At 58.9% G+C, this 16,634-nt stretch carries 16 protein-coding genes and 4 pseudogenes; 5 read left to right on the top strand and 15 right to left on the bottom strand.

Annotated elements, in window-relative coordinates; genetic code table 11:
- Positions 1-83: 83 nt before the first annotated feature.
- The 9 genes from AC3D25_RS02790 to AC3D25_RS02750 all read right to left on the bottom strand — a co-directional run bounded on the left by AC3D25_RS02790 (position 84) and on the right by AC3D25_RS02750 (position 7,060).
- The gene (locus AC3D25_RS02790) at positions 84-1,886 is read right to left on the bottom strand and encodes a methyl-accepting chemotaxis protein (RefSeq protein ID WP_488886946.1); all 1,803 of its coding nucleotides are present in this window, start codon (positions 1,884-1,886) and stop codon (positions 84-86) included.
- A 147-nt stretch (positions 1,887-2,033) separates the two neighbouring features.
- Entirely contained in the window at positions 2,034-2,537 is a 504-nt protein-coding gene (locus AC3D25_RS02785) for a hypothetical protein (RefSeq protein ID WP_488886945.1), read from the bottom strand.
- Between the two features lie 77 nt (positions 2,538-2,614).
- Positions 2,615-2,779, bottom strand: a complete 165-nt coding sequence (locus AC3D25_RS02780) for a DUF3717 domain-containing protein (protein ID WP_488886944.1) — start codon at positions 2,777-2,779, stop codon at positions 2,615-2,617.
- Between the two features lie 388 nt (positions 2,780-3,167).
- Entirely contained in the window at positions 3,168-3,398 is a 231-nt protein-coding gene (locus AC3D25_RS02775; protein ID WP_488886943.1) for a hypothetical protein, read from the bottom strand.
- Between the two features lie 300 nt (positions 3,399-3,698).
- Positions 3,699-4,022: a type II toxin-antitoxin system RelE/ParE family toxin gene (locus AC3D25_RS02770; protein ID WP_488886942.1), complete on the bottom strand. Its 324-nt coding sequence runs from the start codon at positions 4,020-4,022 to the stop codon at positions 3,699-3,701.
- Positions 4,019-4,288, bottom strand: a complete 270-nt coding sequence (locus tag AC3D25_RS02765; RefSeq protein ID WP_488886941.1) for a CopG family ribbon-helix-helix protein — start codon at positions 4,286-4,288, stop codon at positions 4,019-4,021. Before AC3D25_RS02765 ends, AC3D25_RS02770 begins: the two co-directional genes overlap by 4 nt.
- A gap of 843 nt (positions 4,289-5,131) precedes the next feature.
- Positions 5,132-5,329 carry a hypothetical protein gene (locus AC3D25_RS02760; RefSeq protein ID WP_488886940.1) on the bottom strand — a complete coding sequence of 66 codons (198 nt, stop codon included), beginning with the start codon at positions 5,327-5,329 and terminating at the stop codon, positions 5,132-5,134.
- A gap of 52 nt (positions 5,330-5,381) precedes the next feature.
- Positions 5,382-5,666: a hypothetical protein gene (locus tag AC3D25_RS02755; protein ID WP_488886939.1), complete on the bottom strand. Its 285-nt coding sequence runs from the start codon at positions 5,664-5,666 to the stop codon at positions 5,382-5,384.
- Entirely contained in the window at positions 5,663-7,060 is a 1,398-nt protein-coding gene (locus AC3D25_RS02750; protein ID WP_488886938.1) for a sigma-54 dependent transcriptional regulator, read from the bottom strand. Before AC3D25_RS02750 ends, AC3D25_RS02755 begins: the two co-directional genes overlap by 4 nt.
- A gap of 300 nt (positions 7,061-7,360) precedes the next feature.
- Here AC3D25_RS02750 and AC3D25_RS02745 point away from each other — a divergent pair, with 300 nt between their 5' ends.
- Both AC3D25_RS02745 and AC3D25_RS02740 read left to right on the top strand, forming a co-directional pair.
- A complete protein-coding gene (locus tag AC3D25_RS02745; RefSeq protein WP_488886919.1) occupies positions 7,361-7,594 on the top strand; it encodes a FitA-like ribbon-helix-helix domain-containing protein in 234 nt (77 codons plus the stop codon).
- Positions 7,581-7,787 (top strand): annotated as a pseudogene (locus tag AC3D25_RS02740) (PIN domain-containing protein); the annotation flags it as partial. The gene AC3D25_RS02745 and the pseudogene AC3D25_RS02740, both read left to right, overlap by 14 nt.
- Before the next feature lie 218 nt (positions 7,788-8,005).
- Here AC3D25_RS02740 and AC3D25_RS02735 read toward each other — a convergent pair.
- Positions 8,006-8,246: pseudogene (locus AC3D25_RS02735) on the bottom strand (Ku protein); the annotation flags it as partial.
- Between the two features lie 185 nt (positions 8,247-8,431).
- Between AC3D25_RS02735 and AC3D25_RS02730 the strand changes: the two are divergent.
- Positions 8,432-8,887, top strand: a complete 456-nt coding sequence (locus AC3D25_RS02730) for an Xre family toxin-antitoxin system antitoxin (RefSeq protein ID WP_488886937.1) — start codon at positions 8,432-8,434, stop codon at positions 8,885-8,887.
- Positions 8,884-9,351, top strand: coding sequence for an RES family NAD+ phosphorylase (locus AC3D25_RS02725; protein ID WP_488886936.1), 468 nt, complete (start codon positions 8,884-8,886; stop codon positions 9,349-9,351). The genes AC3D25_RS02730 and AC3D25_RS02725 overlap by 4 nt, the downstream gene beginning before the upstream one ends.
- A 389-nt stretch (positions 9,352-9,740) precedes the next feature.
- On the opposite strand, the gene AC3D25_RS02720 is transcribed toward AC3D25_RS02725, so the two are convergent.
- The 4 genes and pseudogenes from AC3D25_RS02720 to AC3D25_RS02705 form a co-directional block, all read right to left on the bottom strand.
- Positions 9,741-10,058, bottom strand: coding sequence for a hypothetical protein (locus AC3D25_RS02720; RefSeq protein ID WP_488886935.1), 318 nt, complete (start codon positions 10,056-10,058; stop codon positions 9,741-9,743).
- Complete coding sequence (locus AC3D25_RS02715; protein WP_488886934.1) at positions 10,058-10,555, bottom strand: potassium channel family protein; 498 nt, start codon at positions 10,553-10,555, stop codon at positions 10,058-10,060. The genes AC3D25_RS02720 and AC3D25_RS02715 overlap by 1 nt, the downstream gene beginning before the upstream one ends.
- 393 nt (positions 10,556-10,948) lie before the next feature.
- Positions 10,949-14,090, bottom strand: a pseudogene (locus AC3D25_RS02710) (error-prone DNA polymerase).
- A gap of 4 nt (positions 14,091-14,094) precedes the next feature.
- A pseudogene (locus AC3D25_RS02705) lies at positions 14,095-14,742 on the bottom strand (DNA polymerase Y family protein); the annotation flags it as partial.
- A gap of 151 nt (positions 14,743-14,893) precedes the next feature.
- Here AC3D25_RS02705 and AC3D25_RS02700 point away from each other — a divergent pair.
- Positions 14,894-15,169 carry a Fis family transcriptional regulator gene (locus tag AC3D25_RS02700; protein ID WP_488886933.1) on the top strand — a complete coding sequence of 92 codons (276 nt, stop codon included), beginning with the start codon at positions 14,894-14,896 and terminating at the stop codon, positions 15,167-15,169.
- 181 nt (positions 15,170-15,350) lie between these two features.
- Here the strand turns inward: AC3D25_RS02700 and AC3D25_RS02695 are convergent, their stop codons facing one another.
- A complete protein-coding gene (locus AC3D25_RS02695) occupies positions 15,351-15,560 on the bottom strand; it encodes a hypothetical protein (RefSeq protein WP_488886932.1) in 210 nt (69 codons plus the stop codon).
- Positions 15,561-16,634 lie beyond the last annotated feature (1,074 nt).

Below are 16,634 nucleotides of genomic sequence, written 5' to 3'. Positions count from 1 at the left end.
CGCGACGCGGGCACGGTGAGAGTCATTCACTCTCGATGCCCGCGCCGCGATGAAGCTCATGCGAGGGAGGGCTTACGCCGACCTTATGCCACACGAAACTGACCAACAGCGCTTGCCAGTTCGTTGGCCTGCGTTTGCAATGCCGAAGCTGCGGCCGCCGACTGCTCAACTAGCGCCGCGTTTTGCTGCACCATCTCGTCCAGTTGCGACACCGCACGGTTGATCTCCTGTATGCCGCGCGTCTGTTCGTCAGCCGCGTTGGTGATCTCGCCGATGATCGTCGTGACGCTAGATACTCGGCCAACGATGTCGTTCATCGTTTCACCCGCTTGCTGTACCAGCGACGCGCCGGCTGAGACGCTCGCAACGCTCGAGCCGATCAGTTCTTTGATTTCCTTGGCTGCCTGCGCGCTACGCTGAGCGAGCGTGCGCACCTCACCGGCCACCACGGCGAATCCGCGGCCGTCCTCGCCCGCGCGTGCCGCCTCGACTGCAGCGTTGAGCGCAAGAATGTTGGTCTGGAACGCAATCCCCTCGATGACGCCAATAATGTCGCTGATCTTCCCGGATGCGCCTTCGATTTCCTGCATCGTTGAGACGACGTCGGCAACGACGGAGCCGCCACGGGATGCCGCGCTCGCTGCGGTCGTCGCCGTTTGATCGGCTTGGCGAGCTGCGCTGGCCGACTGTGTCACCGTGGACGTGATTTCTTCCATTGAAGCGGCTGTCTCCTGCAAGCTTGCTGCAGCCGATTCAGTCCGACGCGACAAATCGTGATTCCCCGAGGCGATCTCGCTGGCGGCATGGCGAACGGATTCACTGGTGTCGCGGATCTGCACCATCACGCTGTTGATCTTGCCGACGAACGCATTGAAAGAACGGGCGATCTGCGCGACCTCATCATCGCCGGTCGCGGGCAACCGCTGCGTGAGATCTCCGCTCCCCGAGCCGATGCCCTCCATGGCGTCTCGCACCTTTGCGAGTCCTCTGAAGGCCGCGCCAGTGACGGCACTAATGATGGCGGCGGCGATCGCGGCGATCACCGCAAGGGAGGCGATCGATGCAGTCAGCAGCGAACACATACCGGCTGTCGCTTCCGACTTGTCGAGCGCAACGAGAGTCAGCCAGTTCGTTCCTGGCACCGCGCGAGTACGCACCAGCTTCGTCGCACCGCCGACCGTCGCCTCAATGGCGGTCGAATGTTGACCGGAAGCTGCCTTGATTGCGTCCGCCGTCAGTTCGTTGGCGACATCCGTCAGGGGTTTGAGCGTCAGTTTCGCATCAGCGGCCGCAACGATATGATCACTGTAGTCGACCAGCATGCCGAAGCTTGCGGGCGTCGGGTGGATCGACTTAATGTTCGCGACGACGCTATCCATCGCCACGTCGCCCGATACGACGCCTTTCACTGCGCCGTCGCGGACGATTGGCGCAGCAAAGGCGACCACGAGCTTACCGGTGCCGACGTCTACGTAGGGCGGCGTCACCACCGGCTTACCGGCCTCTACCGCCTGTTTGTACCAAGGTCGTCCTGTTGGGTCGTAGTCGGAAGGAATGCCGGTCGAATCCGAAAACTTCGCTGTTTTGTCGGCGTAGCCGACATAAACATTCGTGAAGCCGCCTGCGGATGCCACTTGTTTGAGAAAGGGTACAGGATCAGAACTTAGCGCTGCGTCTTCGACCGAGACGATCATCTGCGTTTTCGATGTGATCCATTCCTCGATACCCGCCTCGTGGCCGGTAAGGACCGCCGTGAGGCTGCTTTCGATGGAATCGCTGTTGTAGCGATGAGCAACGCTGTAATTGACGCCCGTATTGACGGCAAGACCGCCAACGACAATAGCGAGAGAAGCAGCAAGGACGCGACTGCGAATCGAAGAGAACATGTGAGCCGTGGAAAGATCAGGAATGGCTCAGTTAACGGCACGTCGGGCGCGCTCTTGACCCTACGCGGGTCAAGAACCGCAAGGCGCGAAAAATCCTGCACGCCGCTGCGGTCCTACGATGTCTGGCATCATCTGCGTCGGCAACGCTCAATGCGACTTAATCTTGCCATCAGCGATGGCCTTCGCAAGTTCGTCGGCAAGAGCCGCCTGCACCGACGCGTGTGTTTCTCGCACGGCCTCGGCGTCCTTCGTAAGCTCGGGAAGATCATGGACCAGAGATGCGATCTCTGCATCCCGTGCGGCCGCCAACTGCGCCAGATTCTCAGGCCGCAATGCGCGTTCGAGGAGTCCTGCGTCAATGCCGAAATGCTTGCTGATAGCGTCGCAAGCATGTACGAGCGCGAACGACACTTGTTTTTCCTCGTCCAAGCCTTTGCTCTTAGGGCAGAAATAGCCGGCGTACAAAACGTCGCCGACTATCTCCGTTGCCACCCAGTCTGTGAGGTCTTCCTCGAACGCTCGCGAGTCGCTGCTGGCTGAGGCGAACATGCGCACAGCGTCCGCCGTCGGTACTTCTCGCGAATAGATTTCGACGCGGCCGCCGCCGGCCTGCGCGTCCACCCATAACAAGGCTCTATCACCGTCCGACATGTTTGCCCTCTCTTGTCACCATCAGAAAAGTTCCTTCTGGGCGAGCGCAAGGCCTATCGCTTCGTTCTGTTCCGCCGTCAAGTTTCTAGCTTCGACGCGCTCTCGTCGATGAAAATCATCGTTCCGTAGACGTCTGCCAACATCCTTGCTCTTGGGCAGACAGCGAAGTCATCCGTCGCCGCCTGCCGCGACTGCCAGTAGTTGATGGCGTTTTCAATATCAGTGATCGAGTACTCGTTCATGCCGCTACCTGCCGTTGCTCTGCCAGGTGCGGATGATATTCCTCTTCGTCGCGTCTTGTTGCTGAGGCGTCGACGAATCCATCGTATTCCTCGGTGCATTCGCCAGCTAGTGCAACGGCCCGATCTTTGAACGCCGCACACCGCCGCGCGCCGTTGCCGTCGAGCACCTCGAAGTTATCAGTTACGAGTGGCGGCGACGGCTTAAACGCCGCCAGCCTCGCTGGACGCACAAGGGGCCAACAGCGTGGGCGGCACCGCTCCTAGTGCTTTACTTCGTCTTCCAACTCGATGGCCAGTTCCGCGGCCAACGCTGCCTGCACGGCTACGTGCCTCTCATGCAATGCTTTGGCACCGACCATAAATTTCGGATGGTCCCTCAGGAAAGAAGCTAGTCCGGCGTCTCGCGCAGGCTCTCAAGTTCGGCGCGCATCTCGAACTCCCCGAACCGCTCATACATCTTGACGAGCTGCCTTCCATCGCCCGCGCGGACGTTAATAGATGCCGCTAATTTGCCAAGGATCGTCGCCGCTTTCCGCTGCACGGCGAAGTGGGTCATCTGAGTGCCGACTCTTGACTTGATGATCTCTTCGACGGCCCGCCTTTTCATACTCGTGAGCACGCGCGCTCGTTCCATGTATGCGGCGGTTGTGTCCTGCGTGTGTTGCGTCGAATCTAGTCGGAAAAGCTTTAACCACAACGTTGCCGGTCGTCGGGGGCCCCGATGCCGAGCCTACCGGTGCATAACGGCATTCCCGGGCTGGTTTTTAGTACTTCTTGCACCATTGCCCTGACGCCAAAGCCTATCCAATGCCGCCCGAGGTCAAGCTTCCGTGCCAGATCGAGGCGCAGGCCGTCTCAGAGCGGCACCTTCGACGAGTCTTTTAATTGTGGTTGCATCACTAGTTGGTCGAGCACGGTCTTACCGGTCTTGCCGGGTGTCCCAGACACGAAGGATGGCTATTGCAATAGGTTCGTCCGCGTAGGCTGGCAGGACTTCGTAGTGAAGTTCGTAGCGTCCAGCGAGGCACACCCACCGATGCACTTCGCGCGCCGGGGGGCCATCGTAGCCGTCTAGTTCCTCCCCGATACGTTGAAAACGGTCCTGCCCCAGGCGCTCTGCCGCGTCGAGCAGCGCATTGACGACCTCGCGCGCGATGGCAGCGTCGTTGTATTTCTTCACATGCGCCGCGATCGTGCTCAAATCGGACATCGCTTTGCTGGTCTGGAGGACTTTGACGCTCACGCCTTCGGTACCGGCAGTTCGTTGTCCGCGCCCAGGCTATTTGCCCATGCACGAGCTTCGTCCATCGAGACCAGACGGCCCGCGGTGACGTCATCCAGACCTTCCTGAATCAAGCGTCGCTTCTCTGCCTCGCGAGTAAGGAACTGGACCAGCGCCTTCTTGATGATCCACTGGCGGGGCCGCTCAAGACGCTCGGACAACGCATCTACTTCCTGAGCAAGTTCGACGGGCACCTGTGCCGTCAACGTCCTGGTCTCTGCCACCATGCTTACTCTCCGTCGATGGTTCAATAGGAATTATTGTAGATCAATAATAGGCCTATTGTTACGCATGCGGTTTTGGCGGGTCCCAAGGTTCGTCCAGAGACGTCCGGCCGCATCGTCAGGTAGCTCGCCGGCGCGTTCCGACGTTCGGCGGCCGCCAACGCCGACTTTCCGCGACGTTCCATGCCTGATACTTCGTATTATCAGGCATGGTTTTAATGGGTAAAAATGGGGGGCAGGGCATCTAAGTTCCGTCCAGACGGGCCTCCAGACAACGAAAAGAAGCCGCTCACATGGCCAACAGACCACAGACCGTCACCGAAAGCCGAGCCGCGTATGCGCGCAATCACTTCGCGGCGCTGCGGGCGTACGTGCAGGGCATCCCCGCGTCGACGGTTGCGCGGCCGTACTTTTCTGAAGACGATCGATGCGGATTCGGGATTCGGGCATCTTGGTAGGGTGCCAAGCGAGCAGATCAGCCGGATGGGGCTCTCGTGAATGAACTGGCGACGAACGCTTGGAAGTATGGCGCGAAGTTCGTCTGAGTTGGCTTGTTCCGGTTGATGCCGGCCGGTACTGCCTGTCCGTCGCTGACGGCGGTAGGGGGCTGCCTGCCGATTTTAATGTCGATGCCTTGTCTGGCCTCGGCAACAAAGTCATTACGTCGCTGGTACGAAGTCTCGGCGGCACCGTTTGCCACGAATCTCATGCGCAGACAGGGGGCACACGAATTCTGGTGGCCTTTTCGCCGAACTGCGCGACGTAGCGTCAACCGAGTGCTGATATGTGCCTGTCGAAGGCGGTTTTTCCGGGCTGCACGGGAGATGCGGCGTGCGCAGTCGGCGATCAGTCGAACTTCAACGCGTCGAGGTAACGCACCGCGACCTGCCGCGCGGCTACCAGCGCCGCGCGGCCGGTGGCGATCGCCTGGTCGCTCTCTTCGTAACGATCCAGACCGCTCATCCAGTAGGCCCAGACCCAGCCGCCGCTCGTTGAAGGAAAAAGCCGGATGGTGACGGCTTGACCCCGGTATTCGAGATTCATCTCGTTCTCTCGTCGGTTTTCGGTTTTGAACATCTACGCCTGATGACCGCCGTCATCGCGCGTACTGATTGACTACGATGCTGCGTGCGCCCCAGCGCCGTTCGTCGATGCTGAAGCGCATCACGCGTCCGGCGCGAATGTCGCGCTTTAACCGGTCGATGCCATCGGCGTCGCTGCAACGGTATTCGCCCGTGTCGATCCGGCACGGCTCGCCCGCGAGACAGTCCGCGCGGATGTGCACGAGCTGCGCGATGACCGCCCGCGCGGAGCACACGAAAACGGCCCGTTGGTCCCGGCTCGCGAAAGCCTGTTGATCGTCGCGTTCCGGAAAACTCACGCAGCAGGCCGCGCGCACACCGGCGCACTGCCCTGAACGTCGTTCGTTGCGTTGCGCAAATCGAGCGCGGTCAGCAAGCGATACAGCGTCACGCGCGAGATGCCGAGTTCCTGCGCGGCATCGCCGAGGCGGCCGCGATGACGCAGGAGCGCCAGCTCGATCGCCTGACGTTCGGCTGCTTCGCGGGCCTGCGCCAGCGAAACCGGCGCGACTTCCACGTATTCGCCGAGTTCGAGATCGCGTGCGGTGATCTGCCGGCTTTCGGACATCACGATGGCCCGACGCACGCGATTGATCAGTTCGCGCACGTTGCCGGGCCAACCGTAGTTATGGATCGCGGCGATCGCGTCCGGCGCAAAACCGCGCAAACGGCGGCTCGCGTCCTTCTTGAATCGATCGAGCATGTGCTTCGCGAGCAGCTCGATGTCCTTGCCGCGTGCGCGCAGCGGCGGTTCGTCGATTTGCAGCACGCACAGACGGTGATACAGGTCGGCACGAAAGCGCCCTTCGATCATCGCGGTCTGCATATCGACGTGCGTCGCGGAAATAATGCGCACATCCACCGGCGTGGAACCGTGTCCGCCGAGACGCTCGACCTTGCGTTCCTGCAAAAAGCGCAGCAGGCTCGCCTGGCTTTCGAGCGGCAGATCGCCGATTTCATCGAGGAACAGCGTGCCGCCGTTCGCCGCTTCCACCCGGCCGATCTTGCGCTGGTTCGCGCCCGTAAATGCGCCGCGTTCGTAGCCGAACAACTCGGATTGCAAAAGATGCGCGGGAATCGCGCCGCAATTGATCGCGACGAACGGCTGCTCGCGGCGCACCGAACGCTCGTGGATCGCCACGGCCGTCAGTTCTTTACCCGTACCCGATTCGCCGGAGATAAACACGGGCGCGTCCGTCATCGCCACTTTGCGAATGGAGCGGAACAGCGCGAGCATCGCGTCGCACGAGCCGATCATTTCGCCCTCGGCAATTGCGCCCTCGACGTGGACTTCGCCTGCGCCGGCCGGATCGTTCAACGCGACCATGCCGTACGCGTGACCGACTGAATCGGCAATACGATCGTTCGATGCCGGCAAGGTCACATAATCCGAGCAGTAATTGCGCAGCACGCGCCTGACCGCCGGCTCCGAAACCAGATCCGGCATGGCGAGCCCGACCCAGCCAATTCGTGTCGACGAAAATAGCTGCTGTAAATCCGGGTGATCGAGTTCGTCCAGGCAGGCGGCGAAATCGACCAGTCCCGCGCAGGCCTGGATGTCGGATCGCGGGCTTTTGAGCCGCTTGCCCGGCGTTACTGATTCAATCGTCCAGCCGCGTTCGAGTAATTGTTCCCGCAATGGAGCGGGCATTTCGCGGCCTACGAAGTAAAGTGTTCTGATATTCCCCGGCATGGCTTTTCTCTCGTCGTTTTATTATTCGAGTTCAGTATGGGGGTTTACCATCGTTACGCGCAAAGAACGCAAACGTTTAGCGACCTGAAATATTTTTAGCTCGGATTCTTCATTTGATTTAAAACATTGCAGGATTTCTTGCCGGGCGGCAATCATCCCATCATTTCGCTGAGTAAGTTTTGCGGATATCAATCGACGTCAGGCGACAGTCGTCCGCCATACCGGAGTGTTCTCATAGCAATGCTTGCAACCCTCCTCGGTGGTGCTATCATTGATAGCATATCAATCGGGGATTTTTCAATGGCAAATCTACTAGTGCGCAACGTGGACGAGAGCTTGGCTCAGAGTCTACGCGAGCGGGCCGCGGCACACGGTCGTAGCGCCGAGGCAGAACATCGCGAGATCTTGGCAAGCGCGCTTCGCAAGCCGACGAAGAAGAGCTTCGCGGAAGTGCTGATGACTGTTCCTGACGTCGGCGTGGACTCGGATTTTGGACGCGTCGATGACGGTGAGGTGACGCGTGTATTTGATTGACACCAACGTTATCAGCGAGGTGCGGAAGTGGGATCGCTCAAATGAGGGCGTGCGAGCGTTCTTCCGCGGGGCGTTGCGAGATGGGAGCGACCTGTATATGTCGGTCGTCACCGTATCGGAACTTCGGCGTGGGGTTGAGTTAATCCGCCACCGCGGCGACATCGCGCAAGCAACGAATCTCGAAGCATGGCTTACTACGTGACAAATGCACCCGCTGCGGCACCCAAAGACGCTACATCGGCAGACCAGTCGCCGAGAAAACGTAGTCGGAATCAAAGTGGAATAGGAAGACAGAGTTACCCAATGATGAGATTAAACGTTGCAATGTTGGTTTGCGGGGGTGCGGCTAAAATCTTGGACTGTTATGCCGCAATTCTAAGACCCTCCCGGTATTCGAGGGGCTGAGAGAGCCGAGCGAACCTCATCCGCATAAAGAAGCTGCTGCATGATGACCGTCCTGCCCAGCGCGGATCTGGACGATGTGCTGCTTTCCGCGCGACGTCCATCGGGCGAGCGCACATGTGCCGCTTTCACGCATCGCTTGGTAAAGAAGCTGATAAGGCTTTCCGCCGCGCTTATCCGGCGCGAGATAGTAAGCCTTGTCCAGATAGATCAGGTCGATCGCCTCGTTGGGCATAAAGGAAACAATGTCAGCTCGCGATTACGACAATGAACGCGACTAGCAAGCGGTCTGATCGCAGCACACTGGTCGCGGATGCGAGAGCGCCAAACCAGGGCCGTCATGCCGGGTTGTTTTTGCTCATTTGATAGACACCTTGACACCGAATGGGCAAATTGCCATAATGGGCATATGGCCATACCCATTTGGAGACTGTGATGCCCGCGATTCGATCCTCGCCTAACAAGTCCACGCCAAGCGGCGCACGCGATTCGCGACTGGCCGCGTTTATTCAACTCGACCCGATAGCGCAAAGCCGCGAGATCCGGCTAGGCCTGGAGCCGAACATCATCGGTCTTGTTGCTTCTGAGGTCTTGAACACCAGCATCCAGTCCTTGCTTGCAAGCCTGCGTATTCCGTCGAGCACTGTGACGCGGAAACTTGCCGCTGGCGACCGCCTGAGTAGTGGAGAGTCTGATCGCGTGTCGAGAGTCATCCTGATCCATGCACACGCGGCTGACGTATTTGAAAGCGGTGAGCTTGCTGCAAAATGGATGCAGACTCCCCACGCGGAATTGGGCGGCGAAAGTCCCGTCTCGATGCTAGACACGCAGGCCGGGTACGATGAAGTTCAGAGAATCCTCCAGCGGATTGAGTTCGGCGTCGGTGTATGAGGCTCTTCCGTTTAGCCAAGAATAAGCCCGGAAAATATCACGCTGACGATCTGAGCGGCAATGGCGCTGCAATAGCCGGCGGACGCTGGAATCCGGCCGGAATGCCCGCCCTGGACACAAGTCTAAATGCGGCAACGGCGGTCCTTGAAGTGCGTGTGCATGCGTCGGGCATCCCTCCGGCTGGAAACCTCTTTCTCGTGGAGCTAGAAATCCCCGATCACCTGGTCGACAAAGGCTATGAACCAGTTCTGCCCGCAGACTGGACCACGTTGCCAATACCTGCGTCGACCGTTGACGTCGGCCGCCATTGGCTTATGGAGGGAACGTCGGTCGCGATGAAAGTCCCTTCTGTAGTGTGTCCGGCTGACTGGAACCTGATCCTCAACCCTCTTCACAGCGACTACGGCGAACTGAAAGTCATTCGTCAAGAGGCGTTTGGGCTCGATCCGCGACTGTTTTGCTGAACGCATTGGAAAACACGACGATGGGAAATACAACGATTTTGCTCCGCGCTTAAACAGAAAAGCGCTATGGACAACCGCGACGCTTACGCCCGACTCGTCAAGGAGCTAGGACACCTTTTGGTTGGCCATATCGAGCGGCATCACCCAGAGGCTTCGCGGTTTGCAAGGTTGACGCCAAATTGACGGTCGATTCATATGGTCGACGGCATTGCGTCTATTCAAGGCTCGGGCTTTCTCTTCTTCCTAATGCGCCCGTCTTCCCCTACGCCTAGCGTCTGAGCCATTCTTCGGTTCGATGTGAAGATGTCAGGCAGAACCGCCCGCTTACTACTTAGGAACAAAATACCACCGGCCATTATGCAGCCGGTCACAATCGGCGGAAGTGCACCTCACAAGATAAAGTCCAACGTGTTTCGACGTCGAATATCAATTATTCGCAGATCGAGGTTTTCATAGCGAGTCGCTCCCGTGACTGTCATATAGTCGCCCGGCGTCTCCTGGATCCGTCGTTCGACCGCATCTGTGAATTGGTAAAGCTCGCGTAGGTTGTCCTCCCGCCAAACACGAGTGTCCGACTCCAACTCCTCCACAGCAAACACATAGATTGCTTGGAATAGAAGAAAGAAAAACGATAACTGTTTGAAAGATATTGGGCTACCAGCGGTGTCCGCTAACGGTAACGTGACAGGTTCATGTTTGGTTTCCATTAGTCTTTTCTCGATAGGTTGGCAAGTGCAATGCTTGTATAAACTGTGAACGACAAAACAGCTAAGGTGAGCCCGACAAATACCCGGAGCAGGACCGATATCTGTGCTGGCCAATACGACGGGCTGATGTCGCCATAACCGACGGTAGTCATCGTAACGCTGCTAAAATAGAGCGCGTCGATTATTTTAGAAGCTTGATGGTTGTCTTTGAGCCAACAAGACGGCATCAGATAGTATAGCGTCGCGAAATTAAGTAACAATTCAAAATAGCTTCTGAACGCAAGTTTCAGCCGGTCGCCCGGGCTGAGTTCGCTTTTTGCCCTTTCGCCATTGAGTTTCGCCGCGGCATCGTTCAGAAAGGCAACGAAGATCTCGACGGCACGCGATGTTATTATAAAATATCCAAAACAAACGAGAATAATGTAGTTTACCCATTTACGATCGGCATCAAGAAACCAATCGCGTTGATAAAATTCCGAAGTTAGAAAAAAGCGCAAGAGCGATCAAAGATTAGAATAGGTTATATCGTTTTATGCCGGTTGTTAGCGCGGCGGCCCCGCCATCGGCCAGCAACCTGCGCTTTGTAAGCTCAGCCATCTTGAGCGTCGGCGATAACGGCCACAACAAGCCACAAATAATTTTTTTCATATCATCCGTGATTGCTTTGTTGGGTTGGCTTGTGTTCCCGCGTTGCGCACTGCTGAAATCTACACGTGCGTGGGCCGATTTGGAAAGGTGTAAGCTCTAACTGCGTGCTAGCCCTCCGCCGGCTTGCTAAGCCGCGAACGCGGCCGCGAGCTCGGTTGATATCGATTGGGAAAGCATGTCGCCCCCGGCACGAAGCTAGCAACGGAATCCTGAGACTGATGGACTGGCTCCGAGCTACTAGCTCAGTGAAAGTTCCGGCTCGACGTGGCCAAATTTCCAAGGAGCGCCGTCATGTCGACGAGTCGATTCGCGACAAGGTGCTTTACCTCGCCTTCCTTCTGCCAGACGCCGTAGACGCCTAGCAGCGAAGCACCGAGCGCCTCTTTCCTGAATTTCTCAACGAGAGATGGCCAGACGATGACGTTGATTTGGCCCGACTCATCTTCGAGCGTGATGAACAGCACGCCGTTTGCGGTTCCCGGTCGTTGCCTTACTGTCACGATGCCGCAGGCGCGCGCCAGACGCCCGTTGGGATAGGTCGCGAGCTTCGCGGCGTTGTAGATCTTCTTCGCATCGAGCCGTTCGCGCAGCAACGAAAGCGGATGCCGGTTGAGTGTCAGGCCGGTCGAACGATAGTCGCCGACAATTTCTTCTCCCTCACTCGGCGCGGCCAGCATGGGCGTCTCCTCTTCACGTGCCGTCGCGCGCAGCAGATCACGATCCGGCACGGCTGCCACCGCTTGCCAGAGCGCTTGACGGCGGTTGCCCGCGAGCGAGTAAAGCGCATTGGCGTCTGCGAGCACTTGCAGGTCGTGCCGATCAAGCTGCGCCCGGTTCGCCAGATCGTTGACGTCGGCGAACTGTCGCACCGCGCGTGCTGATTCGATGCGCGCGGCTGACTCGTCACGCATTCCGCGAACGAGCGAAAGGCCGAGCCGCACGGGCGCCATCGAGCCGTCGCCTTCGAGCGCCGAATCCCAGTTGCTGATGGTGACGTCAATCGGCAGGACGCGAACCTTGTGGCGCTTTGCGTCCTGGACCAGTTGCGAGGTGAGTAGAAGCCCATCGGCTGGCTGTTCAGCATCGCGCACAGGAACGCGGCCGGTTCATGGCACTTGAGCCAACTGCTTGCATAGACGAGCAGGGCAAAGCTTGCCGAATGGCTTTCCGGAAAGCCGTACTCCGCGAACCCCTTTATCTGCTCAAAAATCCCGTCTGCAAACGCCTTCTCATAGCCGCGTTCGGTCATGCCATTGACGATGCGGTCGTAGTACTGTTGCAGACCACCCTTGCGCTTCCAGGCGGCCATGGCTCTTCGAAGTTGGTCCGCTTCACCCGGTGTGAATCCGGCCGCGAGAATCGCGACTTGCATCACCTGCTCCGGGAAGATGGGTACGCCGAGCGTTCGCCCGAGCGCGACTTTGAGGGCATCGCTGGGATAAGTGACTGTCTCGAATCCCTGCCGACGGCGCAAATATGGATGCACGGCCCCGCCTTGAATCGGACCTGGCCTTACGAGCGCGACCTCGATCACGAGGTCATAAAACGTCCTTGGCTGAAGCCGCGGCAGCATGCTCATTTGCGCGCGCGATTCGATCTGGAAGACGCCGACGGTGTCGCACGGCAAATCATCTCGTAGGTGGCCGGATCCTCGGGCGGTATGTCCTGCATCTCAACCCGCTCGCCGCGCTGCTGCGACACGAGATCGAGCGTGCGGCGGATTGCCGACAGCATGCCGAGCGCAAGGACGTCGATCTTCAAAAGACCGAGTGCCTCCAAGTCGTCCTTATCCCACTGGATGACCGTCCGATCGACCATCGACGCGTTCTCGATGGGCACGAGCCGGGAGAGCTTGCCGCGCGCGATCACAAAGCCGCCCGTGTGTTGGGAGAGGTGACGCGGGAAGCCGAGCAGCTGAGAGGCGAGCGTGGCCCACTGCTGAATCATCGGCGCTTCCGGATCGAGTCCGGATTCAACGAAGCGATTCAGAAGGTCCGCGCTCGAATCGAACCAGTGGTGTGCTTTCGCGACCTTGTCGACGATCGCCGGGTCAATGCCCAACGCCTTGCCTGAATCGCGCAACGCGCTTTTCGGGCGATAGGTGGTGACGGCGGCCGCGAGGGCAGCCCGGGTGCGTGTGTACTTGCGATAAATGTACTGGATGACTTCTTCGCGGCGCTGGTGCTCGAAATCCACGTCGATATCAGGCGGCTCGGCCCGCTCTTTTGAAATGAACCGCTCAAACAGCATGCTGCTTCTTGCGGGATCGACCTCCGTCACGCCCAAGCAATAGCAGACGGCTGAATTCGCCGCAGACCCGCGCCCCTGACACAAGATTCCTTCGTTGCGAGCGAAGCGCACAAGGTCGTAGACCGTCAGAAAGTACGGCTCGTATTTGAGATCCGCGATCAATGCCAGTTCGTGCTCGATTTGCTTTTGTACTGCGTGCGGAATTCCGGCTGGAAAGCGCCGGTGCGCGCCGATATAGGTTTCTTGGCGAAGATAGTTTGTCGGTGTCACGCCGGGTGGCACCAGTTCGTCGGGATACTCGTATCGAAGTTCATCCAGACGGAACGTGCAACGGTTGGCGACGTTCAGCGTCTCCGAAAGTGCGCGCTCAGGGTAGAGATTCGCGAGTCGCAGCTTCGATCTCAGATGCTGCTCAGCATTCTGCGCGAGTTCAAACCCGCATTCAGCAATCGATCGATTCAAGCGGATCGCCGTGAGCGAGTCCTGTAGCGGTTTTCGCGAGCGCACGTGCATTGTCACCGCGCCAGTGGCCACGACCGGCACCTGATGCTTATCCGCGACGTACTCAACAATCCCACGATGGATATCGTCCATCGCGCGTGCGTGCAACGTGAGCGCCACCCAGCAACGGTCTTCAAAGGTTGAGGCAAGCCACTCCACCTGAGCATCGAGCCGTGCTTCATTCGCGGGAAATTCGGGCGACAGAATCGCGAGGCAGTCAGGCAGACCACGCAGGTGCGAGTAGGGAGCGTCCGGTCGCGCCAAGTCATTGGGCGTGAGGAGGTATGTGCCTTTCGATGTTCGCGTGCGCGCGAGCGTGATCAATTCGCTCAGGTTGCCATATCCGTCCCGGTTCTGTGCCAATGCGGTGAAGGCAAGGGCAGGGGTGCCGTCCGGATTCGTCACCTCAAAGTGCGCTCCAACGATCAACCGAATATTGGCTTCCTTTGCCGCGACGTGCGCGCGTACGACGCCGGCGAGCGAGCACTCGTCCGTGATTGCGACCGCGAAGTATCCGAGCCGTTCGGCGCGCTCGATCAGATCCTCTGCGTGCGATGCGCCGCGCAGGAACGTGAAGTTGGAAAAGCACTGCAACTCGGCATAGCCGGGCAGGCCGATAGGAACGGACGACATGGTCTTATCCGAACAACCCGTGCAGGAACCATCGCGGGTCCTCTTCGTCCCGGCTGCCGACGCGTTCTCGGTAAATCCAGTAGCAGGTACGGTCGTCTGCCTCGGCGACGAAATAGTCACGCGTTACGAGTTCGCCATCCCACCAGCCACCTTCGACGCGTTCGCCCGGCGACACCGTGCGCAGCGGGCTGCCGTAGAACGGCCGATGCTGGCGCGTCATCAGTTGGACGGGCGTCTCCAGCAGCCACGACGGCCGCGGCCGATCTCCCGGCAAAGCGCACCCTTTCGCGTCGCTGGTCACCGTCACCCAGTTCGCAATCACTTCTGGTCGGTGGTCGGCGATCGGCGCGGCGCGCAATACGTTCTCGGGGCCGAGCCGGGCGAATAACAGCTCCATCAACCGGTTGTGGTCTTCGGCATTGCCTCCGGGTTCAGGAAAGAGCGTGTCGGACGGGGGAGCCGCCGCCTCCACGTCGTTGACTTCGAGCCGTAACGCGATGACAGCGGCGACCAGTTCGATCCTGCCAAGGCGCTCTTTGAGCAGCCGGGTCAGGTGTTCTTCGTGCCATGTCGGCTCAGCAAGCGCGATCTCGATCGCGGTCGGCGGCAGCGCCGCGCGACCACGTTCGTGTTCGAGTTGTACAGTGAAACGACGACAGCCTCGAAAAATGCAGCATGCGCGTGGCAGCAAAGCGTTGCTATTGCCGATGCCGCGAGCCGACGCGGAGGCAATGGCGTTGCAGTTCCGATTGTCATTTGAAGCGATTCGCAACCAACGCGGCAGCCGAGCCCACGCCATTTGCATGGCGCAATCCGTTCTCTTGACAAGCTTTCTAACGCAGAAGGGGCACGGTCTACTTGACCTTCGGGCCATCCGAAAGGTTGAAGCGGACGTGCTTGCGGAACTGGACCGCAACGGCGCTGGCAACGGGTGGAACTTCCCAGACCAGCTTCTTCAGCCCCTACTCGATGTCGTCAACGAACACGACCGGCAGTTGAGAGAAGTGCGTTTCGGCGCAATTGTGGACGCACTTGAGCGGCTCGACCGGTTGATCGGAACGATGAAGAAAACGAGTTAGTTCATCGTGTAAGCGGGCCGAAGAAACTCAGGATCTCGGGCAAGCCAAAGGCGGGATTTCGGCGCCTTCGCTTCAATAAGCTTCGCTTTCTGCCGCGCCGACGGCCTTTTCATTTCGATGACGTACAGCTCGAAGTGGAGGAATAGGTGCTGCAACGCAGGGTAATTTGCGACCGCGTTGCTCACTTCCAAAGCATGCCGCAGGTGTTTCGACGATGCGTCAAACCCGTAGCGTATGGTATCTTTTCCCACTCAGCTTTCGCCGTCACGCGGTCGATCGACAGCATCGCGAGTTGCAGCGCATTGCCGGCCGCAATTAATTTTTTCGTGTGCGAATCCATCTCGGGGGTAACGGCTCCTTTCCTGAAAACTTGAATCAGCGCCGTTGCCATGGATCGGGGGGCGGGCGGCTGGCAGCGCGTATCTCCTCGTCGGGGTCATCGTCGCGTGGCCATTCCCACGCTTGCGAAACCCAGTCGGGGAAGGTTTCGCACGTCGCGAATTCGAATTCGCCCGGATTCTCGAAAATGTCCGGGAACGTTTCTTTGAGTATTTGCTGCATGTAGGCAACATGCTCAAGCAGCATCGGAGTCCAACGCTTATACCGTCTGTCCTAGCCCGCCAAAACAGTCTCGGTCGTTAGATCCAAGACGATCCGGTGGCTCACAGAGGGTTCGCTCGCCCACAAGGACTCCCAGCGCCCAACTGCATAACGTGCCGTCATTTCGCGCCTCGTTGTTACGACCGGCTCGACGGCGGCCGTCGAGCCGGAGCGCTCACCGAAGGATTTCGGCGAGCGCCTCATCAACCTCGCGGACGCCTTCGCGATCAACAAAGAATCCGACCGAACCACCGACAACGTCATGAGAGCGGATGTGGATCGCCTTTTTCTTCCCCGTACCTGTGACCGACACCGGGTTGCCGCGTTTTTGAAATTCGACCGCGTTGAAGTTGATCGGGTATTGCAGCAGCTTCGGTCCGGTCTGAACGACGAGTGTTATGCGGTCGAGACGGATCCCTTCAACCCCCGCTCTACGATTCGGTCGAGCAGTAGATCGAGGGCTGATTCAAGCGGCGAGTGATATGCGTGCGCCAGGTCGTCTTGCAGAAACTGGGTGACTGCAGAGACCGTATGCGTCGGCTCTGCGGTGAGCACAACACGGTATCGCGTGACGCGCGGCTCTCGAGTCGGTTCCGGATAAATGATGTCTTTGAAGCTGCCTTTGTAGACCACGCCAACCCTCGACGTTGCGCGCCGAATTGATTTTCGACGCACGGCCCAGTCTATTGAGCGCGAGAACAAGTCAAGTCAGCGGGGAGGGTAGGCATCGAGGTCGCATTTCGACCCGATTCGGCCCGTGGGATTTCTCCTAAGCGGACGTTCAAGCGCTTGGGTGGCAAGCGCGGCGACGCCGCGCATACCCCACGTATCGCCTAGCTCCACAGCGCGACAAACATTTGGCGCG

The sequence above is a fragment of the Caballeronia sp. SL1002 genome, assembly GCF_057814995.1.
This window is presented reverse-complemented; position numbering and strand designations above follow the sequence as displayed.